This window comes from Nesterenkonia lutea (assembly GCF_014873955.1).
Taxonomy (GTDB): domain Bacteria; phylum Actinomycetota; class Actinomycetes; order Actinomycetales; family Micrococcaceae; genus Nesterenkonia; species Nesterenkonia lutea.
Window position 1 is genome coordinate 2248891 of the sequence record NZ_JADBED010000001.1, and the last position, 22706, is coordinate 2271596.

At 67.0% G+C, this 22706-nt stretch carries 19 protein-coding genes and 1 tRNA gene; 3 read left to right on the forward strand and 17 right to left on the reverse strand.

The features are described from left to right. Positions 1-5 precede the first annotated feature (5 nt). A complete protein-coding gene (locus H4W27_RS10255; protein WP_192595846.1) occupies positions 6-1295 on the reverse strand; it encodes an adenylosuccinate synthase in 1290 nt (429 codons plus the stop codon). Positions 1296-1523: 228 nt separating this feature from the next. On the opposite strand from H4W27_RS10255, the gene H4W27_RS10260 reads away from it, so the two are divergent. Continuing rightward, positions 1524-2525 carry an SDR family oxidoreductase gene (locus H4W27_RS10260; protein WP_192595847.1) on the forward strand — a complete coding sequence of 334 codons (1002 nt, stop codon included), beginning with the start codon at positions 1524-1526 and terminating at the stop codon, positions 2523-2525. A 20-nt stretch (positions 2526-2545) separates the two neighbouring features. Here the strand turns inward: H4W27_RS10260 and H4W27_RS10265 are convergent, their stop codons facing one another. The 9 genes from H4W27_RS10265 to H4W27_RS10305 form a co-directional block, all read right to left on the reverse strand. After that, positions 2546-3196: a thymidine kinase gene (locus H4W27_RS10265; RefSeq protein WP_192595848.1), complete on the reverse strand. Its 651-nt coding sequence runs from the start codon at positions 3194-3196 to the stop codon at positions 2546-2548. Positions 3197-3274: 78 nt separating this feature from the next. Continuing rightward, positions 3275-3697, reverse strand: coding sequence for a DUF3151 domain-containing protein (locus H4W27_RS10270; RefSeq protein ID WP_192595849.1), 423 nt, complete (start codon positions 3695-3697; stop codon positions 3275-3277). A gap of 24 nt (positions 3698-3721) precedes the next feature. Continuing rightward, positions 3722-4876: a phosphonate ABC transporter, permease protein PhnE gene (gene phnE / locus H4W27_RS10275; protein ID WP_192595850.1), complete on the reverse strand. Its 1155-nt coding sequence runs from the start codon at positions 4874-4876 to the stop codon at positions 3722-3724. Continuing rightward, positions 4873-5976, reverse strand: a complete 1104-nt coding sequence (gene phnE / locus H4W27_RS10280) for a phosphonate ABC transporter, permease protein PhnE (RefSeq protein ID WP_192595851.1) — start codon at positions 5974-5976, stop codon at positions 4873-4875. Before phnE (H4W27_RS10280) ends, phnE (H4W27_RS10275) begins: the two co-directional genes overlap by 4 nt. A 3-nt stretch (positions 5977-5979) precedes the next feature. Then, the gene (phnC, locus tag H4W27_RS10285) at positions 5980-6759 is read right to left on the reverse strand and encodes a phosphonate ABC transporter ATP-binding protein (RefSeq protein ID WP_192595852.1); all 780 of its coding nucleotides are present in this window, start codon (positions 6757-6759) and stop codon (positions 5980-5982) included. A gap of 115 nt (positions 6760-6874) precedes the next feature. After that, positions 6875-7906, reverse strand: coding sequence for a phosphate/phosphite/phosphonate ABC transporter substrate-binding protein (phnD, locus tag H4W27_RS10290; protein ID WP_225939084.1), 1032 nt, complete (start codon positions 7904-7906; stop codon positions 6875-6877). Positions 7907-8139: 233 nt separating this feature from the next. Beyond that, on the reverse strand, positions 8140-8967 hold the full coding sequence (locus tag H4W27_RS10295; RefSeq protein WP_192595853.1) for an HAD family hydrolase: 828 nt from the start codon (positions 8965-8967) through the stop codon (positions 8140-8142). A gap of 45 nt (positions 8968-9012) precedes the next feature. Beyond that, positions 9013-9432, reverse strand: a complete 420-nt coding sequence (locus H4W27_RS10300) for a hypothetical protein (RefSeq protein ID WP_192595854.1) — start codon at positions 9430-9432, stop codon at positions 9013-9015. 208 nt (positions 9433-9640) lie between these two features. Continuing rightward, positions 9641-10216, reverse strand: coding sequence for a TetR/AcrR family transcriptional regulator (locus tag H4W27_RS10305; RefSeq protein ID WP_192595855.1), 576 nt, complete (start codon positions 10214-10216; stop codon positions 9641-9643). 70 nt (positions 10217-10286) lie between these two features. On the opposite strand from H4W27_RS10305, the gene H4W27_RS10310 reads away from it, so the two are divergent. Next, positions 10287-11561: an MFS transporter gene (locus tag H4W27_RS10310; RefSeq protein WP_192595856.1), complete on the forward strand. Its 1275-nt coding sequence runs from the start codon at positions 10287-10289 to the stop codon at positions 11559-11561. Positions 11562-11735: 174 nt separating this feature from the next. On the opposite strand, the gene fbaA is transcribed toward H4W27_RS10310, so the two are convergent. From fbaA to H4W27_RS10345, 7 genes are all read right to left on the reverse strand, one after another. Next, a complete protein-coding gene (gene fbaA / locus H4W27_RS10315) occupies positions 11736-12758 on the reverse strand; it encodes a class II fructose-bisphosphate aldolase (RefSeq protein WP_192595857.1) in 1023 nt (340 codons plus the stop codon). Between the two features lie 98 nt (positions 12759-12856). Continuing rightward, positions 12857-16312, reverse strand: coding sequence for a pyruvate carboxylase (locus tag H4W27_RS10320; protein WP_192595858.1), 3456 nt, complete (start codon positions 16310-16312; stop codon positions 12857-12859). 172 nt (positions 16313-16484) lie between these two features. Then, positions 16485-16557: transfer RNA gene (locus H4W27_RS10325), tRNA-Ala, on the reverse strand. Positions 16558-16728: 171 nt separating this feature from the next. Beyond that, positions 16729-17400, reverse strand: coding sequence for a sarcosine oxidase subunit gamma (locus H4W27_RS10330; protein WP_192595859.1), 672 nt, complete (start codon positions 17398-17400; stop codon positions 16729-16731). Further along, entirely contained in the window at positions 17393-20314 is a 2922-nt protein-coding gene (locus H4W27_RS10335) for a 2Fe-2S iron-sulfur cluster-binding protein (RefSeq protein ID WP_192595860.1), read from the reverse strand. Before H4W27_RS10335 ends, H4W27_RS10330 begins: the two co-directional genes overlap by 8 nt. Continuing rightward, positions 20311-20613, reverse strand: coding sequence for a sarcosine oxidase subunit delta (locus tag H4W27_RS10340; RefSeq protein WP_192595861.1), 303 nt, complete (start codon positions 20611-20613; stop codon positions 20311-20313). Before H4W27_RS10340 ends, H4W27_RS10335 begins: the two co-directional genes overlap by 4 nt. Before the next feature lie 12 nt (positions 20614-20625). Continuing rightward, on the reverse strand, positions 20626-21843 hold the full coding sequence (locus tag H4W27_RS10345) for a sarcosine oxidase subunit beta family protein (protein WP_192595862.1): 1218 nt from the start codon (positions 21841-21843) through the stop codon (positions 20626-20628). A 194-nt stretch (positions 21844-22037) separates the two neighbouring features. On the opposite strand from H4W27_RS10345, the gene H4W27_RS10350 reads away from it, so the two are divergent. After that, positions 22038-22697, forward strand: coding sequence for a GntR family transcriptional regulator (locus tag H4W27_RS10350; RefSeq protein ID WP_192595863.1), 660 nt, complete (start codon positions 22038-22040; stop codon positions 22695-22697). Positions 22698-22706 lie beyond the last annotated feature (9 nt).

Sequence of the window (22706 nt, forward strand, 5' to 3'; positions counted from 1 at the left end):
CGGTCTCAGTCCTCGATCAGGTCGTGGATCGCGATGACCTGGTCACGTCCGGGGCCCACGCCGACGCCGGAGATCCGGCAGCCGCTCAGCTTCTCCAGGGCCAGCACGTAGTTCCGTGCGTTGAGCGGAAGATCGTCCAGGGTCCGGGCGCCGGAGATGTCTTCGGTCCAGCCGGGGTAGTTCTCGAAGACCGGCTTCGCGTGATGGAACTCGGTCTGGGTCATGGGCATCTCGTCGTGGCGCACGCCGTCGACCTCATAGGCCACGCAGACGGGGATCTCTTCGATGCCGGTGAGCACGTCGAGCTTGGTGAGGAAGAAGTCGGTGAAGCCATTGACGCGCGAGGCGTAGCGCGCCATCACCGCGTCATACCACCCGCAGCGGCGAGGGCGTCCGGTGTTGACGCCGAACTCCCCACCGGTCTTCTGCAGGTACTCGCCCCATTCGTCGAAGAGCTCCGTGGGGAACGGGCCTGCGCCCACACGGGTGGTGTAGGCCTTGACGATCCCGATGGAGCGTTTGATCCGGGTGGGGCCGATGCCGGAACCGACCGAGGCCCCTCCCGCCGTGGGGTTGGACGAGGTGACGAACGGATAGGTGCCGTGGTCGACGTCGAGGTAGGTCGCCTGTCCGCCTTCCATCAGCACCACTTCGCCGCGGTCCAGGGCGTCATTGAGCAGGATGGTGGTGTCCACGACCATGGGGCGCAGACGCTCGGCGAAGTCCAGGAAGTACTCAGCGATCTCATCCACGGCGATCGCACGGCGGTTGTAGAGCTTGACCAGCAGCTCGTTCTTCTGCCGCAGCGCACCTTCGATCTTCTGCCGCAGGATGGACTCGTCGAAGATGTCCTGGACCCGGATCCCGAGCCGGGCCACCTTGTCCATATAGGTCGGGCCGATGCCGCGCCCAGTGGTGCCGATGGCTCGCTTGCCGAGGAAGCGCTCGGCGACCTTGTCCATGGTCTGGTGGTACGGAGCCACCAGGTGGGCGTTGGCCGAGATCTTCAGCTTCGAGGTGTCAGCGCCGCGGGCCTCGAGTCCGTCGATCTCGTGGAAGAGCGCCTCGAGGTTGACCACCACACCGTTGCCGATCACCGGCACGGCGTTCGGCGAGAGGATTCCGGCGGGAAGGAGCTTGAGCTCGAACTTCTCACCGCCCACGACCACGGTGTGTCCTGCGTTGTTGCCGCCATTGGGCTTCACCACATAGTCGACTCGTGAACCGAGCAGGTCTGTGGCCTTGCCCTTACCTTCGTCGCCCCACTGGGCTCCGACGATCACAATGGCTGGCATGGCGGTCCTTTCCCGGGCTGAGCTGGTCTGGGAGCACCCGTGCTGGCAAAGGCGTCCCGAGTGATTCTATCAACGCAGTTCAACCCGCAACTCCGGGCGCCCCTCGGCCGAGCAGCTTCACCGGCTCGCATGGCATCTGCTCGTGTCCAGCGACCGCTCAGCGAGGCTCCCTAGTCTCAGACCACTTGCACCGCACACCTGTCCCTCTCAAGAAGTCTGGAGCGTGCCATGCGAATCAAAGGGTCAACAGTCGTCATCACCGGAGCATCCAGCGGAGTCGGCCGGGCCGCCGCTGTGCGCTACGCAAAATCGGGTGCCAACCTCGTCCTTGCGGCCCGCGACGCTGAGGCGCTGGAGGACGCAGCGGAGACCTGCCGCGAACAAGGGGTCATAGTGCTCACGGTCCCTACCGACGTCACGGATGCGCGCGCAGTTGATCAGCTGGCGAAGGAGGCAGTCCGCGAGTTCGCCGGAATCGATGTCTGGATCAACAATGCCTCGGTCTCACTCTTCGCCTCCATCGCCGACGCACCGCTCGAGGACTTCCGCCGCGTGCTGGACGTCAACATCATGGGCTACGTCCACGGGGCCCGGGCGGCGCTGCGCTATATGCGTCCGCAGGGCCAGGGCGTCCTGATCAATGTCTCCTCCGTGGTGGGCCACGTCCCGCAGCCCTACACCGCGGCCTATTCGATCTCGAAGGCCGGGGTGAACGCACTGTCGGTGAGCCTGCGTTCTGAGCTCGCCCTGGACAAGTTCAAGGACATCCATGTCGTGACAGTTCTGCCGCCGACGATCGACACGCCGTTCTTCGACCAGGTGGCCAACGCCACGGGTCGCAAGGTCCTGGCCATGCCGCCTGTGCATTCTCCGGAGGAGGTCGCCGAGGTGCTCCTGAAAGCCGCACGGAAGCCTCGCCACGACATGCCGGTGGGCTCCGCCGCCAAGCAGATGATCCGTCAGCACAGAGTCAGTCCAGCCTCTGTGGAGTCACTCATGGCGCAGCAGGTGGACAAAAAGCACCTCTCGTCCACCCAGCCGGCGGCTGCCACCCACGGCAACCTCTTCCAGCCCAGCCCCTCCGAGCGCCACGAGCTCCACGGCGGGTGGGACGGGCGGCGTCGCCAGGCGGGCCGGAGGCTGCTCGCCACAGGTGCCCTGGTGGCCGCCGCCGCGGGGGGCCTGGCGGTTCTGGGACGACAGCAGGACCGGCCGCGCCGCCGACACTGAGCTGGCCTGGCTGGGCTGTCCTAGCCGAGCCTGCCGCCGGAAGCTTCCAGGTAGCAGGCGGCGCAGAGGGATTCGTACCAGATGTCGGCGCCGTCGATGGCGACCTGGTCGCCGTCGAAGATGATGCCCTCCCCGGAGCGGCGGGTGTTGAAGACCGCCTTGCGGCCGCAGCGGCAGATCGTCTTGAGCTCCTCGAGGGCGTGGGCCAGGTCCATCAGCCGGGCGGAGCCGGGGAAGGCGGTCGTGCGGAAATCGGTGCGGATGCCATAGGCGAGCACCGGCACATCGTCGAGCACAGCGATGCGCAGCAGGTCCTCGACCTGTTCCGGAGCGAGGAACTGGGCCTCATCCACCAGCAGACAGGCCACGGGCTTGATCTGGCGGTTCAGCGCTCCTGACTCTGCCTCCATGTCATCGAGCAGGGTGCCCGGCGTGGTGCCCGCAGCATGCTGAGCGACGAGCTGGCGCAGCGGGGCCCGGGGCGGAATGAGGAAGTCCACATTGCGCGTGACCCCCAGGCGGGAGACGATCTCATCCTCGCCCTTGGTGTCCACCTGCGGCTTGGCCAGCAGGACCCGCTGGCCGCGCTCCTCATAGTTGAACGCGGCCTGCAGCAGTCCGGTGGACTTGCCCGAGTTCATGGCGCCGTAGCGGAAATAGAGCTTAGCCATCGTCGGGCCACCCTCCCAGCATGCGTGTCAGTGAAGGTCCGTGAACGTCAGTGACGATCTGTGCCGGTCTGTGCAGGCTCAGCGCAGGCGGCTGATCGACTCAGCCGCTGAGGGGTCGCAGTCACGCAGCAGCTGCATGATGCGCTCAACCTCGGCCGCCTCGCCGATGGCGGCAGCTGCCTGTCCGAGCGCACCGAGGGCACGCAGAAAGCCGCGATTGGGCTCATGGCTCCACGGGACGGGGCCTGCGCCGCGCCAGCCGGAGCCGCGCAGCGCATCGAGCCCGCGGTGATAGCCCACGCGGGCGTAGGCATAGCCCTCCACGGTGTATCCCTGGTCCAGCGCGTCCTCGGCGAGCAGGGCCCACACCAGCGAGGATTCCGGGTGCTTGGCAGCCAGGTCGACGGGCTCCTCGCCGGTGGCCAGCGATTCGGAGACTTCGGGTTCAGCCGGAAGCAGCGTGGGCTCCGGCTCCATCAGGTTCTGACCGACGATGCTCATGCGCCCATCCTACTGCCCGCACAGCTACAGCCCTGCAGCTGCCCGGTTCTCCTTGGGAGCCGGATCGTCCTCCACCCGGGGACCGTGCTCGGGGCCCGGATCCGGGGCGCCGTCGTCGTCCTCTGGGGTCTCTCCTCCGTCGCTGCGCGCGCCGCCCCCGTGGATCACCCGATGCCGGATGAACGCGGAGATCTGGTCCACGACCATGGTGACCACGATGATGACCACCAGGACGATCCCGATCCGGTCCCATTCCCGGGCGCCGAAGACGACGGAGAGCAGCGAGCCGATTCCACCGGCGCCCAGCACGCCCAGGATCGCCGAGGCACGGATGTTGACCTCGAAGCGGTAGAGCCAGATCGCGACGACCTCGGGCATGACCTGCGGCATCACGGCCCAGCGGATCATCTGAAGCTGGTTGCTGCCGGAGGCGCGGGAGGACTCCAGCGGGCCGCCGTCCACCGCCTCGATGGCCTCGGAGATGAGCTTGGAGAGGGTGCCGATAGAGCTCACGCCCAGCGCCATGGCGCCTGCCAGCGCACCGCCGCCTCCGCTGCCGAATCCGAACAGCGGCAGCATGATGGCGATGGCGAAGATGATCTCCGGGACCGCGCGGATGACAGAGAGGATGAAGCGCACCACGATGTAGACCGGCAGCGGGGACATGTTTCGCGCGGCGAGGAAGCCCATGGGCAGGGAGAACAGCGCACCGACCATGGTGCCGACCCAGGCGATGGCCACGGACTCGAACATCGCGTCGAAGGACTGGGCCCAGTAGCCCGCGACCGTCTCATCCGGGACCTGGAAGACGCCCTGTGCCATGAGCTGGCCGTATTGGACGATGCTGGCGGGCAGGTTCAGCAGTGCGCCGAAGTCCATGCCCGCTCCGTAGACCGCGGCGATGAAGATGATGCCCACGGTGAGCATGCCGATGTTGTAGCCGAGCTTGGAGGGCCGCACCGGGCGACGGTCCAGGGCGTCAGGGGCGAATCGCGGCTGACCGGGCTGTCTGGGCTGCGCAGCGGCATCGCCGGCGGTGGCGTCTGCAGCGTGGTCGCTGGGGTCGGTGTGGGCGTCGGGGTCGGTGTGGGCGTCGGGGTCGGTGTGGGCGTCAGGGTCGTTGTCAGCACCGGGGCGGGAGGTGCTTCCCGGGCCGGCATTGAGTCTTCCGTTGCTCATAGCAGCTTCCTCCGGATGTACATGGAGAACAGGTCCACCAGCAGCACCACGACGATCAGCGCGATCAGGATGGCAGCGACGTTCTCGAACTGGAAGCGGTTGAGCTGCAGCATCATGGCCGAGCCGATGCCGCCCACGCCGACGATCCCCAGCGCGGCTGAGGCGCGGATGTTCAACTCGAAGACGTAGAGGCCGTAGGACACGAATCCGGGGAGGACCTGCGGCAGGATCGCCAGCCGGTTGCGCTGAGTCAGATTCGCGCCGGAGGCGTCGGCCGCCTCCACGGGCCCGGGATTCACGGCGTCGATGGTCTCGCTGAGCAGCTTGGCCACGATGCCGATGTTGAACATCAGCAGCGCGAGGATGCCTGCCATGGGGCCCAGGCCGTGCGCGGTGCCGCCGATGAAGGCCACGAAGAGCAGCGCCCAGCCGACGTCGGGGATGGAGCGGATCACGGAGTTCACGGCCTTGATCGCCTGTGAAGTGCCCTTGTTCGGGCTGGAGACCGGGGAGGCGTACATGGCGAGCACCAGGCCGATGGCGCAGCCGATCAGGGTGGCCACCACCGCCATGGAGATGGTGATCAGCCACTGGTCTCGCACGGTCCAGATGTAGCTCCAGTTGGGGTCAAGGAACGCCATGAGGCGGGGCTCCACATTTGACCAGCGCTCGGGGATCTCCAGCAGCGTGAACCGGACGGTGGCTCCGGCCCAGTAGCTCATGGCGATGAAAGCCACCGTCCCGAAGGCCGCCATGGTGCCGACCTTGGCCTTGAAGCACAGCGCAAGGACCACCAGCATGACCAGCAGGCCGATGAGTGGATTCAGCGGCGCCCAGAGGGTCACGAACCCGAGCGGGATCAGCAGGATGTCCCCGGACTCCTGGGTGACCCAGAAGAAGATGAAGGCGAGGACGGCGAGGCCGACCAGCTCCAGGTAGACCAGTCCCCTGGGCCGCGGGGGCTCCGGGCGGATTGTCTGCGCAGTCTGCGGGCCGGGGCGGCGCCCCCGAGCAGCGGGAGGTGCTTCAGAAGAGGACGGTGCTTCAGAAGAGGACGGTGCTGCTGAAGAGGACGGTGTCGCGGGGGAGGTGGAGGCCACGCGCTACTCCGGGGCCGAGTCGGCGGTGACGATGTCCTCGGCGGTCAGCGAGCGTTGATAGACCTCTTCGATGGCCTCGTCGGTGGCCTCCTCCACGGGGCCGTCGAAGACCACTTCTCCGCCGCGCATGCCGATGACGCGGTCGGCGTAGCTGCGGGCGAGGTCCAGGTGGTGCATGTTCACGATGGTGGTGATCCCCAGCTCCTGCTGGATGCGGCGCAGATCCCGCATGACCTTGTGTGCGGTGGGCGGGTCCAGGGAGGCCACCGGCTCGTCGGCGAGGATGACCTCGGGATCCTGGGCCAGCACGCGGGCGATCGCCACGCGCTGCTGCTGGCCGCCGGAGAGCGAGGCGGCCCGCATATAGGCCTTGTCCACGATGCCCACGCGTTCCAGCGACTGGAAGGCGAGCTCCTTGTCCTCTGCCCGGTACCAGCCGAGCAGAGAGCGCCAGGTGGGGGTCTCCGCCGAGCGTCCGACCAGGACGTTGTTCAGCACCGAGACGCGGGTGACCAGGTTGAAGGACTGGAAGATCATCCCCACCCGTGAGCGCAGCCGGCGCAGCTTGGCCTTGCTCCGGGGGTCCACGACGACGTCGCCCACAGTCAGCGTGCCCGAGGTGAAGGGCACCAGTCCGTTCACCGTCCGGATCAGCGTGGACTTGCCCGCCCCGGAGAGCCCGACGATGGCCACGAACTCGCCCTTGTTGATCTGCAGGTTGACGTTGCTCAGCCCCTTGAAGCCATTGGGGTAGACGACGTCGATGTTCTCGAAAGTGATCATGGTCTGGTGTCCCGGCCGAGTCCGGGTGCGAAGCTCACGCCTGGAGCGTGGGAGCTTCGCACCCGGACCGCGGACTCACGGAGGACTGGTTCCTCTCTTCAAAAGGGTCTGCAGGTCACTCACCGAAGTCGTTGTACACCTGGCGAGCGCCGTCCAGTGCTTCCTCATCAGCTTCGACCATGCCCTCGATCTCGTAGACCTCGTCCAGAGCTGCCAGGCCGTCCTCGTCCTCAGCCACAGCGAGCCAAGCGTCGGTCAGGATCTGCTGCTCCTCCTCGCTGAACTCGGAGGAGACGACGATCCCGTCATTCGGGATCGGACCGGCCCAGGCGAACACGACGACCTCTTCACCCACGTCGGGGTTCTCCTCGACGACGTTCTGGCGAGCATCATCGAAGGAGGTGCCGATGGTGGCGTTGTCGTTGTAGACGTTCAGCACGGAGTTGTCGTGGCTGCCGGCGAACTGCTCGTCGATGTCGCCCTCGCCCGGGGCGAAGCCGAGCAGCTCATTGAGCTGGGTGGCGGGGTAGTAGTAGCCCGAGGCTGAACCCTGGTCCACGTAGGAGACGGTGGCACCCTCTTCGATCAGTTCGAGCGCCTCTTCCCCGACCGCTCCGGGCTCCGCCTCGTCGGTGCCGTTGCAGAAGAGCATGGAGTTGCCGTCGTCGTCGGGGACGTCGACCGGCTCGTCCATGCAGTAGGTGTCCGGGTCATTGGTGAACCACTGGGTCACGTAGACCTCGGAGCCGTAGCGGACGGACTGGGTGATCGGCACCGCGTCGGCCTGCTCCTCGGCCTGAATCATGCCGACGGGACCGGACATGACCACCTGGGCGTCACCGGTCTGCATGGCGGTGATGGCACCGAGGTAGTCCTGGGTCTCCTCAGCGCGGACGGGGAACCCGCCGAGGGCGTCACTGAGTGCATCTGCCAGGGGCTCGGCGCTCTCGACGATGTCATCGACGTCGTTGGAGGGGACGAGCGCAATGACGATCTCGTCGACGCTGCTGATCTCAGCGGCCTCGGAGTCGCTGGTCTCTTCGGTCTCTTCATCGCCGCCAGCCTCTTCTCCGTCGGCGACACAGCCGGAGAGTGCCAGGGTCAGCACGCCCGCCAGAGCGAACGTGGACTTGGTCTTCATACGCATATGGAGTTTCCTCTTCATCAAGATGCAAGGGCGACACCGGTCCGGACCACGTAGGACTTTCAGTGTTGCGGCACTCGGCGAGTCACGCTCCAGCTCAGCGCGATGATGCCGCTGACCTCGTGCGATTCTGAATTCACTCTAAGGGCCGCCTCAGGCCCCTCCAACCGGTGAAGGGGCTGTTCGCCAACCCGTCACACACTGTTAACACCCGGTTATCAGCGATGTGACGGAGATTACACCCTGGCTGCGCTATGAGACCAGGTGGACACTGCTTCGGCGGCGCCGTCGAAGCCCTCCACCCGGTGATCGGGCTCTCCCAGGCCGGTGCCGAAGCGGTCGATCAGGACCGTGGTGCCGCCGAGGCTGGCCACATGCTCGAGATCGTTGCGCCAGATGTCCCCGACCGAGAGGACCCGCCTCGGATCAGTCGGCCGCTCGGGCGCGCCAGCGCGGCCAGCGGTGCGGGCGCGCTCTAGCGCCGCTGGCATGCCGAAGGGTTTGCGCGCATCATTGATGACCAGGTCGAAGGCGCCACTGAGCCCCAGCGCCTGCAGCCACGGGGCGAACACCTCCGCAGGGGAATTCGTCACCAGCACGACGACGGCGCGCTGAGCGACCTCGGCCACCAGCTCACGCGCGCCTGATGGAGCATGCACATCGGTGTGCTCGAGCCCATGCGCCAGGAGGTCCTTGCGGGCCGCACGGAAGCCCTCCCCCGACTCTGCGTCGCTGAGCCCGGCCTGCCGGGCCAGCAGCTGGACGAGCTGATAGCCGTCCTGCAGGGGCCAGGAGACCGGGTGCGCCTTGGCATCATCATGCGTGGGCTCGCTGCGCACCGTGAGCGGGATGCCCTCTGCGTCGTACCTGATCTGCGGGACGAGCAGCGTGTTCGCGGCGAAGGCGCCGCTGAGGATCTCGCGCACGGTGGTTCCCGCGAAGAAGCCCCCCAGTCCCCGCTGCGCCAGCTGGGCGTCCACCCGGTCGGCGTAGAAGAGGACCGGGTCGTCGCCGAGACAGAGCGTGCCGTCGAAGTCGAGCAGCAGCAGCTTCTCGCGGGTCATGGGCATCGCTCTCTCGCAGGGCCAGCGGCACTCACTGGGTGCGGCTCACTTGTTCCGGCGGCTGGACTTCTTGCCGAGACCGATGAGCGCGACGGCGATGGCGGCGAGCCAGGCGTCCTTCGCCAACGGTGTGCCGTCCTGCGTGGGGCGAACGCCGTCCTGCTGGGTCATGGAGTCATTGCGGAAGTACATGCTGAGCATGCCGCTGGCGAAGGTGCCGAGGGCGACGCCTGCCACGCGGTTGCTGACGAACGGCGTGAGCAGCGCGCTGCCCAGGGCGATCTCGCCCCAGGCCAGGGACTTGCCGAACTGTTCGGGGGAGAGCTGCTTGACCGCAGGAACGCCGGTGGCGGCCATCCCCTGCATTCCGGCGGCAGACTCCTTGTCCAGCTTCAGCTTGCCGATCCCGGCATTGAGGATGAAGGCTCCGGGCACGGCGCGCAGGGCGATTGAAGAGATGTCCATGAGATTCTCCGAACTTTGTGGGGCTCGGCCGCCCGGGGTGGTGGCCGAATCTGACGATTTCCCAAGCCTCAACCCTATCGAGCGTCCGTCCATTCCCCGAGCGGCGGCCGCCCCCGCCTCCTCGAGGCCTTCCCGCAGCGCCTCCTTGCGGCCCTGCCGCAGCACCTCCGCGGCGCCTCCACCGGGGAGAGGCCATGCGCCGTTCGGCTCACCAGGCGGCGATGAGCTGCCCGGCTGCGGCGCGAGCCCGGGCCACAGGCTGTGCGGGTGCGCCGCGCAGCAGGCTGGAGAGCACTCCGTTGTAGAGCAGCAGGAGGGTCGCGGCGCCGGCGTCCGGATCGGGGCACGCTGCTTCGCGCGCGAATGCGCTCAGTCGCTGGGTCACGATGTCGGTGTCCTGCCGGATCAGGTCGAAGACCGAGTCCGCACTGCCCGGCTCGGGGGCTGGGCGCTCCGAGGCGGTGGCCAGGAAGCAGCACCACTGGGTCGCTCCGGCCGCGGCGCGGAAACTCTCAACGGCGTCGAAGATCGCCAGCAGCCGCCCCTGCGGCGTATCGGCAGCGGCGATCGCTGCATCCCAGTGCACGGTCCATTCCGCCAGCCGCCGCGCGAGGATCTCGCGGAGGAGATTGTCCTTGGATCCGAAGTGCTTGTACAGGGTGACGATCGACACCCCGGCGCTGGCGGCCACGCGATCAACACCGGTGGTGGCGATGCCCTCCTGGAAGAACAAGCCTTCGCCAGCATCGAGGATCCGGTCTCGGGTGCGTGTGGGGTTCGCCATGGAAATAGTATAACGTTCGTTACACTGAAACGATCGTTATGCTTCGACCCTGGACCCTGGGAGGCACCCCATGCTCAAGACTTCTCGGCGCACTGACGCCCATGCTCGAACGGGCATGCGCTCACCTGCCCGTGGCTCAGGCCTGGGAATCTCCTTCGCAGGCATGCTGCTGATCGCCGCCACGTACGGGATGGCGCGCTTCGGCGTCGGACTCTTCGCGCCGCGGCTGGCGGCCGAACGGCCTGAGCTCGTCGAGGTGCTCGGCTGGGCGGCGGCGGCTCAGTTCATCGCCTACTCGGTGGCGGCGGTCATGGCGGCTCGTTTGGTAGATCGGCGTCCGCGTGCGGGACTCGTGCTCGCCGGAACGACAGCGACGGCAGGTTCTCTGGGCATCGCCGTGGCCACGGATCCGGCGGTGTTCGTGACTGCCGTGGTCGTGGCGGGAATGGGCGGGGGCTTCGCCTCCCCCGCGCTGGTGCCGGTCATCGACGCGGTGGTCGCCGTCCACGCACGCGCCACCGCCCAGTCAGTGGTGAACACCGGCACTGCCGCGGGAGTGATCGGCGCCGGGATGGTGGCGTTCCTCGCCCCCTCGATCGGGACGGCGTGGCTGCTGATGGCGGGATTGTGTGCCGCGGCCGCGGCGTCGGTGATTCTTCCGCTGCAGGGACGCACAGAGCTGGCTTCACATGGAGGTGAGACCGCTGCCCCGACGTCGGCAGGGGGCGCGGACGGTGAGAGTGGCTCGGGCTCAGCAGCCTCCCCAGTGGTGAGGACACCCGACTGGCGGAAGCTGCTGCTGCCTGGCACCGCAGCCGTGGTCGCCGGTTCAGGATCTGCGCTGATCTGGACCTTCGGGCCGTTGCTGGTCACTGAGTCCGGCGCTGTGGCCCCAGACCAGATCGGTTGGCTCTGGATCGTGCTGGGCGCGGGCGGACTGCTGGGCACCCTGACCGGAGTGCTGGTGACCCGGGTGGGCGTACATGCCGGGTGGAGCATCACAGCAGGCATGCTGGCGGTCGCGAGCGCAGTCCTGGCCTGGGCGCTGCTCGGGGAGCATGCTGCCGCCGCCTGCGCCAGCATGGCGATCTTCGGCGCGGGGTACATGGCGCTGTCCGGAGTGTTGATCCTCTGGGCGCGGCGCGTCTGGCCCGATCACGCGGGAGCGGGCACCTCCGTGCTGTTCATCGCGCTGGCGACGGGACAGGCCGCTGGATCTGCGGGCTTCGGAGTGGTGCAGGGCAGTTGGAATCCGGCGGTCATGGCGGCAGTGGCCGCGGGCCTCTGCCTGGCTGGCGGCGCGCTGGCTGCGATCGGGGCGTGGATTCGTCCCGCAGAGCATTGATCGGTGGACATAGGACCCCAGGCAACGACGACGGCGGCCACCCCCTGCTGAGAAGGGGCGGCCGCCGTCGTCGTGCTGGTCAAGCTGATCAGACCGGGCTGACCGGGCTGACCGGGCTGACCGGGCTGACCGGGCTGACCGGGCTGACCGGGCTGACCGGGCTGACCGGTGAAGCTACTTGATGGTCTTGCCCGCGGAGCCGAGGCGCTGGGAGGCCTCGACGATGCGGGCGGCCATGGACTCTTCGGCCTTGGCGCCCCAGACGCGGGGGTCGTAGGTCTTCTTGTTGCCGACCTCGCCGTCGATCTTCAGCACCCCGTCATAGTTGGCGAGCATGTGGCCGGCCACCGGACGGGTGAAGGCGTACTGGGTGTCGGTGTCGATGTTCATCTTGATCACCCCGTAGGAGACGGCGTCGGAGATCTCCTGCTCGGAGGAGCCGGAGCCGCCGTGGAAGACCAGATCGAAGGGACGATCCCGGCCGTACTTCGCGGCGGCCAGGTCCTGGATGTCCTTGAGGATCTCCGGACGCAGCTTCACGCCCCCGGGCTTGTAGACGCCGTGGACGTTGCCGAAGGTCAGCGCGGTCATGTAGCGGCCGTGCTCACCCAGGCCGAGGGCCTCGATGGTCGCGGTGGCATCTTCGATGGTGGTGTAGAGCTTGTCGTTGATGGCATTCTCCACACCGTCCTCTTCACCGCCGACGGTGCCGATCTCGACTTCGAGGATCTGCTTGGCGGCAGCACTGCGGGGAAGCAGCTCGGCGGCGATGCGCAGGTTCTCCTCGAGGGTCTCGGCGGAGCCGTCCCACATGTGGGAGTTGAAGATCGGGTCGCGGCCAGCCTTGACCTCCGCCTCAGAGGCCTCCAGCAGCGGCAGCACGAAGCCGTCAAGCTTGTCCTTGGGGCAGTGGTCGGTGTGCAGCGCGATGTTCACGCCGTAGCTCTTGGCGACCTGCTTGGCGAAGGCGGCGAAGCCCAGGGAGCCGACCACCATGTCCTTGACGCTGGCGCCGGACCAGTACGCGGCACCGCCGGTGGAGACCTGGATGATGCCATCAGACTCAGCCTCGGCGAAGCCACGGATGGCGGCGTTCAGCGTCTGCGAACTGGTCACGTTCACCGCGGGGTAGGCGTATCCGCCGGCCTTCGCGGAATCGATCATCTGGTTGTACTTGTCCGGGGTTGCAACAGCCACGTGTGAGCTCCTTAGGCGTTAAGTCAGATACGGCAGCGTCATCGGTGCACTGCCGCCATCCTATCGGTGATGGGTTTCTGCAACAGGGGGCGACGGCTTCACTTTGCTGGCTCGACGACGAGGAGCAGGTCCCCGCCGTCGACCTGCTGCACGCCGGAGAGCACTGCCCGGGAGACCGTTCCCGCCACCGGGGTCGTGATCCCGGCTTCCATCTTCATGGCCTCGATGGTGGCCACGTTCTGCCCGGCCTCGACGGTCTCACCCTCCTCGACCGTGAGTGAGACCGCGCCGGCGAAGGGCGCGGCGACGTGTCCCTGCTTAGAGGTGTCAGCCTTCTCCGCCACGGCGACGGTGGCCTCCACGGCGTCGTCGCGGGCCCCGACCTGGCGGGCCTGGCCATTGAGTGTGCACATCACGGTCCTGAAGCCCTTGGGATCAGGATCCGAGACGGTCTGCAGGGTGACCAGCAGGCGCACGCCCTTGCCCAGGGAGATCACATGCTCGTAGCCGGTGCGCAGCCCGTAGAGGAAGTCCCGGGTATGCAGGACCTGGACGTCGCCGTACTTCTCCCGGGCGGCCTCGAAGTCCTTCGTGGGTCCGGGGAAGAGCAGCCGGTTCAAGGTGGCGCGCCGTGCGGCTGGGTGCTCCGAGTGCAGCGACGCCGAGTCCTCATCGGAGAGGTCCTGGTCCAGGGGTTTGACCGTGCGGCCTTGCAGCGCCTTGGAACGGAAGGGTTCGGGCCAGCCCCCTGGTGGGTCACCGAGCTGACCGGCGAGGAACTGGATCACCGAATCGGGCAGGTCGAAGCTCTGCGGGTTCGCCTCGAACTCCTTCGGGTCCACGTCCATGCCGACCAGCTGCAGGGCAAGGTCTCCGACGACCTTGGAGGACGGGGTGACCTTCACCAGCCGGCCCAGCATGGTGTCGGCCGCGTGGTACATGTCCTCTATTGATTCGAACCGCTCCCCCAGGCCCAGCGCGATGGCCTGCTGGCGCAGGTTCGACAGCTGCCCGCCGGGGATCTCGTGGCGGTAGACGCGGCCGGTGGGACTCGGCAGCCCGGATTCAAAGGGCATGTAGATCGAGCGCACGGCCTCCCAGTAGGGCTCCATGGAGGCCACTGCTTCCAGACCCAGTCCGGTGTCGCGTTCGGTGTGTTCCAGCGCTGCCACCAGGGCGGAGGCGGGCGGCTGGGAGGTGGTCGCGGCCATGGATGCCACGGCGACGTCGACGGCGTCGACTCCAGCCTCGGCGGCTGCCAGCAGGGTGGCCAGCTGGCCGCCGGCGGTGTCGTGGGTGTGCAGGTGCACCGGAAGATCGAAGCGTTCACGCAGGGCGGTGACCAGCGTCTTTGCCGCGGAGGGGCGCAGGAGTCCGGCCATGTCCTTGATCGCGAGGATGTGCGCGCCGGCGTCGACCATCTGTTGGGCCAGGCCCAGGTAGTAGTCCAGGGTGTAGAGATCCTCGGCCGGGTCGGTGAGGTTGCCGGTGTAGCAGATCGCGGCCTCGGCCACGGCGGTGCCGGTCTTGCGGACTGCTGCGATGGCCGGGACGATCTGGTTCACGTCGTTGAGCGCGTCGAAGATCCGGAAGATGTCCACTCCGGTGGCGGCGGCTTCGGCCACAAAGGCGTCGGTGACTTCCAGCGGGTAGGGGGTGTAGCCCACGGTGTTGCGCCCGCGCAGCAGCATCTGGAGAGGGATGTTCGGCAGCTCCGCGCGCAGCAGGCGCAGCCGGTCCCACGGGTCCTCGGAGAGGAAGCGCAGCGCGACGTCGTAGGTGGCACCGCCCCAGGCCTCCACTGAGAGCAGACCGGGGGTCACATGCGCGACCGCGGGCGCGGCGGCCAGCAGGTCTCGGGTGCGCACCCGGGTGGCGAGCAGGGACTGGTGGGCGTCGCGGAAGGTGGTGTCGGTGACTGCAAGGGCCCTCTGCTCGCGGAGCTTCTTCGCGAAACCCTCGGGGCCTTCAGCCAGCAGGACTTGTCGCCAGCCCTCGGGCTTGGGGTGATCGGAGGGGCCGTCGAAGGGGCTGCGGTCTGGTTCGTCACGCTTATCCCCGGGGAAGTGGGGCAGCTTGTCCCGCGGGTCGATGCCTTCCACGCGGGGCCCGTGCGGCTGGTTCACGGTGATGTCGGCGAGGTACTGCAGGGCCTTGGACCCACGATCCTGGGAGCGGTTGATCTTGGCCAGCTCGGGGTGGGCGTCGATGAAGTCGGTGGCCACGTCCCCGGCGAGGAACTCCTTGGAGTCCAGCACGTTGAGCAGGAAGGGAATGTTGGTGGCGACCCCGCGGATGCGGAACTCGGAGAGCGCGCGGCGGGCACGGGCGATGGCCGTCTCGTGGTTGCGGCCGCGGGCGGTGAGCTTGACGAGCATGGAGTCGAAGTGCGGGCTGATCTCAGCTCCGGCATAGACGGTGCCGCCGTCGAGCCGGATGCCCGAGCCCCCGGCGGAGCGATAGACCGTCACGGTGCCGATGTCCGGGCGGAACTCGTTCGCCGGGTCTTCGGTGGTGATCCGGCACTGCATGGCGGAGCCGCGAACGCGCAGGTCTTCCTGCCGGATGTCGAGGTCTTCGAGGGTCTCGCCTGCGGCGATGCGCATCTGCGCGGAGACCAGGTCGATGTCGGTGATCTCCTCGGTGACGGTGTGCTCCACCTGGATGCGCGGGTTCATCTCGATGAACACGTGCTGCCCGGCGCGCTCCCCGACAGTGTCCACGAGGAACTCGACGGTGCCGGCGTTGCGGTAGTTCATGGCCTTGGCGAAGGCGACGGCGTCGCGGTGCAGGGCCTGGCGGATGTCCTCGTCCAGGTGCGGGGCCGGGGCGATCTCCACGACCTTCTGGTAGCGGCGCTGCAGGGAGCAGTCACGTTCGAAGAGGTGGACGACGTTGCCTTCGCCGTCGGCGAGGATCTGGACCTCGATGTGGCGGGGACGCAGCACTGCCTGTTCCAGGAAGACGGTGGGGTTGCCGAACGCGGTCTCGGCCTCGTGCATGGCCGAGCGCAGGGATTCGGCGAGGTCCTCACGCTTATCCACTCGGCGCATGCCGCGGCCGCCGCCGCCGGCGACGGCCTTGACGAAGATCGGGAATCCGATCTCCTCAGCCGCGCGGGTGAGTTCTTCGGTGTCTTTGGAGGGTTCGGAGCTCTGCAGCACCGGGACGCCGGCTGATCTGGCAGCGCGGAGAGCTTTGACCTTGTCACCGGTGGATTCCAGGACATCGGCGGGCGGGCCGATGAAGGTGATGCCGGCGGCTTCGGCGGCGCGTGCGAGGTCCGGGTTCTCGGAGAGGAAGCCGTAGCCGGGGTAGATGGCATCGGCGCCGGCGTCCTTGGCGACGCGGATGATCTCCTCGATGTCGAGGTAGGCGCGGACGGCGTGGCCCTCTTCGCCGATCCGGTAGGCCTCGTCTGCTTTTTGGCGGTGGAAGGAGTTGCGGTCCTCATGCGGGTATACCGCGACGGTGCGTGCGCCGAGTTCGACGCCGGCGCGGAACGCGCGGATGGCGATCTCTCCGCGGTTGGCGACCAGGATCTTCGAGAACATAGGTGCGGTCTCCCTCACTTCGTGGCGCCGCCACCTCATTGTGGCGACGTTGGGGCGATCCTACCGGGTGCAGTGCTCAGGGAGGAGACGTCGGTGGGCTGCTTCCCCCCGACGCCGGCAAGCGTGTCGATCGACACCGATGAGGGACAAGCAGAAACGCGAAGAAAGAATGTGGAGCTAAGGGGAGTCGAACCCCTGACCTCGTCGATGCGAACGACGCGCTCTACCAGCTGAGCTATAGCCCCGTGCCCTGCCGCTCGTCACGATGACCGGACTTCTCCGGCCTACCGGACGGGCGGCGTCGGCGCTTACAGGATAATGGATAGACGACTTCGTTGCTGAGGCTGCGGTCTCCAATTCCTACCCGGTCTTCGATCCCACCCGCCATTCGGACGGCTGCTGAGTGCGGGCGAACCTCACAGCACCTGCTCTGAGCTGTACTCCGTCATCGCGTCCAGCAGCCAGAGCACCGTGAAGGTGGCGAATGATGAGCGCGGAAGAACGCGATAGCTGGACTCCCCGGAGCGATGAAGGATGACAGGCACGGGCCCGAGCAGGGTGGACACTGCTGCGGAGATCGGAAACTCTCGAGGGTGCAGATCGATGTGGCACCCCTTCTCCAGCACCTCTCGTGCGCAGCTGCCCGAGAGCTCGAGCACCGCGCGGTTGGCCGAGAGGTCGAGGATCTGCCCGGGGAGCCCCTCCAGTGCGGCGGCCTCCTGCTCCACCTCTCCGGGGATCTGTTCCCGGGAGACATCCACCACGAGGTACTCGTCCGGTGACAGCCACATGGCGTGCAGACCGTCCGCATCTCCAGTGGTGTTTCCGCGCCGGTCTGGCAGCGTGATCCCCAGTCTCTGCTCGACCCTCCGAGCGGACTCGCTGCCAGGCTTCACTCGGACTCCCCGCTGGGTCGGGAAGGCGATCTCCCGCAGTGCGACACTGCGTGAACCATTCACCTCTGCGGCGGCCATGCGTTCCCACAGATGGGCGGCTGGTGCGCGCCGCAGCGCAGCGAGCTCTTCGGAGATGGCGATCGTTCCGGTGGAGCTGGTCATGGATTGCAGCGTCGCTGTGTCTTCAGCCATCACGGCGACTCCCTTCGGGGTCATAGAGGACGTGTGAGGTGATTTCGACGTCGACCACGGCGTCGCCGACGGGAGACTTCACGATCTCGCCGATCCGGTTCCGTCCGTTCTCGACGAGGGCGAGACCGAAGGGCCGTCCCAGCGCTGCGGACAGATAGGAGGAGGTGACGTGACCGATCATGGGCACCGGACCGTCCTGCGGAGTGATCGCGGTTCCGGCCGCGACCAGCTGAGAGCCTTCGGGCAGTCGAGTGGTCTTGTCCACCGGCAGAACCCCCACCAGGTGCTTGCGGTCCTGGCGCGAGGTATCTGGCCTGGAGAACGATCGCTTCCCGATGAAGTCCTTGAGCTTGGAGACCACCCATTCCATGCCGGCGTCCTGGGGAGTGACCGTTCCATCGGTGTCCTGCCCGACGATGATCAGTCCCTTCTCTGCTCGAAGGACGTGCATCGTCTCAGTCCCGTAGGGGGTGATGTTGAACTCTTCGCCTGCCTCGGCGATGAGCTCCCAGGCCGCCAAGCCGTAGAAGGCCTCCACAGTGACTTCGAAGGCCAGCTCCCCGGAGAAGGAGATTCTGCAGATCCTGGCTGGGATGCCGTTGGCGAGGGTCGTCTCGCGGAAGGCCATGAAGGGGAAGGCTTCCTGGCTGACATCGAGGTCAGGGGCGATCTTCGCCACCACGGCGCGGGATTTCGGCCCGGCCACCGCGATGGTGCTCCATTGTTCGGTCACGGAGGTGAAGACGACGTCGAGCGCGGGCCATTCTGTCTGGTGCCACTCCTCCAGCCAGTCCAAGACCTTCGCGGCTCCACCTGTCGTGGTGGTCATCAGGTATCGGTTCTCCTCGATGCGCAGCGTGACGCCGTCGTCGAAGATCATTCCGTCGGGGGTGCACATGACCCCGTAGCGGCCCATGCCGATCTTGAGCTTCTTGTACCCGTTGGTGTAGACGCGGTTGAGGAACTCTCCGGCGTCGGCACCGCGGATCTCGATCTTGCCCAGGGTGGTGGCGTCCATGAAGCCCACGGAGCTGCGCACGGCGGCACATTCGCGCAGCACTGCGGTGTCCATGTCCTCTCCCGGGAGGGGAAAGTACCAGGGGCGCTTCCACTGGCCCACATCTTCGAAGAGCGCACCCCGGCTCTCGTGCCACGGATGGATCGACGTGGTGCGCGCGGGATCGTAGAGTTCTCCCTTGCGCCGTCCTGCGAGCGCGGTGAAGGCCACCGGCACGTAGGGAGCGCGGAAGGTCGTGGCACCCACCTCACCCATCTGTTCCTTCAGCACCGCGGCGATCACCCCGATGGCGTTGACGGCGCTGGTCTTGCCCTGATCGTTGGCGGTGGAGATCGAGGTGTAGCGCTTCACATGTTCGACGGATCGGAGACCGGCACCGGTCGCACGCAGAACATCGGCCACCGTCTGATCGCGCTGCAGGTCCACGAAGTGGCGTTCCCACTCCTGGTCCTCCTCCCCCCGGCTGGGAATGAGCCACACGGGCCGAACAGGACCGGCACCGTATTCGCGTCCTTCCGGCATAGCGGCTTCAGGGACCATCAGCGGGCCGGATCGGCCCGTCTGCAGCGCAGCCTGCTGACCCGCGACGGCGCCCTCGGCCAGGGCCCCTCCAAGGACGAACGTCCCATTCATGGCGCCGGCCGTCTGCTGCGCCTCGACGGACGTGGCCGGCACGAAGCCCGCCACGTCCTCGTTCCAGCGCAGGCGTCCCTGGCGCTGACTGTGCAGATGCACCACCGGTGAGAATCCCCCCGAGACTGCCAGCAGGTCCGTGACGATCCGTTCACCGGCTCCGCGGAGGGAGCCATCATCGTCCAGACCGGCGACGGTGACCGCCGCCAAGCGGCCCTGCGCGCCTGAACCTTCGGTGTCCACGGGCACCGAACCGAAGATGCCGCGGACACCGGTGCGCTCAAGGGTCTGAGCCGCAGCATCAGACGGCTCATGGCGCGAATCGACCACCGCCACGGGAGGGGTCCCCGCGGCAACGAGGTCCTCCACCAGTGCGTAGGCGCTGTCATTGGTGGTGGCGATCACGACGGCGCTGCCGGCCGCGACCGCATAGCGGTTCAGATAACTCCGCACGGCCCCGGCGAGCATCACCCCCGGACGGTCATTGTCGGCGAAGACGAGAGGTCTCTCATGGGCGCCGGTGGCCAGCACCACCTGCGTCGCCCGGACATGCCAGATGCGCTGTCGCGACACCCCTGGGCGTTCGCGTGGTGCAAGGTGGTCGGTGCGCTGCTGCACCGCGATGAGGTAGTTGGAGTCGTAGCTGCCGAAGACGCTGGTCCGTGGGAGGTAGCTGAAATCCTCCAGCGTCGAGAGTCGATCCACCACTGAGGACGCCCACTCGCGGGCGTCGTGCCCATCGATCTGTTCCTGGTCGGAGGAAAGCAGCGCACCCCCGGGCCGAGGCTGGTCATCCATCAGCATGGTCCGCGCCCCGGTCTTCGCGGCTTCTCGGGCAGCGGCGAGACCTGCAGGGCCTGCTCCCACGACGAGCACGTCGGTGTGCACGTACTTGTGGTCGTAGACGGCGGTGTCCTGGCCCGGGTCCAGCTGCCCCAGACCCTGCAGGAAGGACGCCTGCATTCCCTCGGCGATCTGCACGGCAGTGGCGGGCAGCATGGATTCATCCACGTGTCCGGGGAACCTCGCGGCGATCTTGACCAGAGCGTTCGGCTCTTCGATCCCGGCTGAGAGCACTCCGCGGGGCCTCTTCAGGTAGATGGAGTCTCCGCAGTCGAGACGTCCGGAGGCGATCATCGCGCTGGCGATGGTGTCACCGGCGTATCCAGTGCACGGCACCCCGTCCAGGGTGAACGTGATCTCTCGGCTGCGGTCGATCCCGTGTCCGGGAGCTGTGCCAACGTCCAGACGGCTGCCAGTCATGGGGTTCCTCCGTGAGTCGCGGCGACCCCATTCGGCGCCGATTCTCCGGCGGCGTAGGTCGATTGGAATGTATAGGTGACCGTGTCGCGCACCGCGTTGAACCACTTTCGACAGCCGACGGCGTGCTGCCACCGTTCCGCGAACAGTCCTTTGGCGTTGTCTCGATAGAACAGGAACTCGGCCCACTCGCGGTCGGTCAGCGCGTGCGGGTCGTCGGGGTAGGCGACGTGCGCCTGACCCCCGTAGTGGAATTCGACCTCGTCGCGGGGACCGCAGTGGGGACAGGTGATCAGCAGCATTGCGGAGCCCTTCTAGTGCGCCACGGCGGCTGCGCCGTGTTCGTCGATGAGGTGCCCGGTCTCGAAGCGGTCCAGCGAGAACGACTTGTTGAGCGGGTGGGCCGCTCCTGTGGCGATCATGTGCGCGAAGGTGTAGCCCGAGGCAGGCGTGCCCTTGAAGCCACCGGTGCCCCAGCCGCAGTTGACATACAGCTCTTCGACCGGAGTATCGGAGATGATGGGAGACGCGTCGAGTGTCGTGTCGACGATTCCACCCCAGGTGCGGAGCACATGGGCGCGCGCGAAGATCGGGAAGAGCTCCACTGCGGCTGCCATCTGTTCCTCGATGACGTGGAACGCGCCCCGCTGTCCGTAGCCGTTGTAGGAATCGATGCCTGCGCCCATCACCAGTTCGCCCTTGTGCGCCTGAGAGACATAGACATGCACGTGGTTGGACATCACGACGGTCGGGTGAACCGGCTCAAAGAGCTCCGAGACCAGCGCCTGCAGCGGATGTGACTGTATCGGCAGCCGCACACCGGCGAGCTCGGCCAGAACGGAGGAGTGGCCGGCGGCGGCGAGGCCCACCTTTCCCGCGGAGATCCTGCCTCGCGTGGTCTCGACCCCGACCACACGGTCACCATCCTTGAGGAAGCCGGTCACCTCGCAGTTCTGGATCAGATCCACCCCGAGCTGATCGCAGCGGCGGGCGAAGGCCCAGGCGACGTGGTCATGCTTGGCGATGCCGGCTCTGGGCTGGTACGTGGCCCCCATGATCGGATAACGGATGTCGTCACCGATGTTGATGATGGGACAGACCTCTTTCACCTCTTCGGGGGAGAGGAAATACGCGTCCACGCCGTTGAGGGCGTTCGCGTTGACCCGGCGCTGGGACTCACGGACATCTTGCAGCGTATGGGCCAGATTCAGCACCCCGCGCTGGGAGAACAGGAAGTCGTAGTCGAGCTCCTCCGGCAGCTGCTCCCAGAGCTTCAGGGAGTGCTCGTAGATCGCAGCAGACTCATCCCAGAGATAGTTGGAGCGGATGATGGTCGTGTTGCGGGCCATGTTTCCGCCACCGAGCCACCCCTTCTCCAGCACCGCGATATTGGTCATCCCATGCTGTGAGGCCAGATAGTAGGCGGTCGCCAGGCCGTGTCCCCCGCCGCCCACGATGATCGCATCGTAGCTGGACTTCGGGTCGGGGTTCCTCCACAGGAAATCCGGATGCTCGGGCAGTTTCTCAGCCATGCTCAGGCTCCCATCAGGGCGAGTATCGGGTGCAGCAGGTGCTGACGATCGTGGCCAGCATCGCTGATGAGATCGCTTGGGGACCACTGGTGAGATCGCTGCCGACAACTGGTATATCAGTTACGCATACATAGTATGATCTTCCTCATAACGGGGTCAATACCCACGCCGGTGAAGTTGGGGAGTGAGCGCTCATGCAGACCGAGATCGAGAGCCAGGGCCAGGCTCCGCCGCTGGCCGAACGCGCCTACCGCGTCCTTCGTGACCGACTCATCATGCTCGATCTTCCGCCCGGGTCGCCCTTGAGCGAGAGTCAGCTCTCTGCCGAGCTGGGACTGGGTCGCACTCCGCTGAGGGAGGCGCTGAAGCGGCTGGAGACCGACCATCTTGTCGTGTCCTACCCGCGACGCGGCACCTTCGCCACGATCGTGGACATCACAGAGCTCGCGGCGATCTCCGAGGTGCGCCTTCTGCTGGAGCCCGCCGCCGCCGGCCGTGCAGCTCGCATGCTGACGCCCGCTCTGCGCGGCGAGCTCGAACACACCGCCGCCGCTGTCGAAGCCATCGACGAGACGCGTGCACCCCGGGAACTCATCGAGTACGACCTCGAGGTCCATCGCCTGATCTACCGGGCCGCGGGGAACCACCACCTGGAGGCGTCGCTGGTGCGACTGGACAATCTCGCGACCCGCATCTGGTGCCTGGTCCTGGACCGCCTCCCACCGATCGCGGAACACATCGCGGGACACGGCGCGCTTCTTCGCGCCATCCTTGATGGCGACGATGCCGCAGCGCAGAAGCTCGCCCGGGACCACGTCCGCGACTTTGAGGTGACCGTGCGCGAGGCGCTCTGATCACAGCCA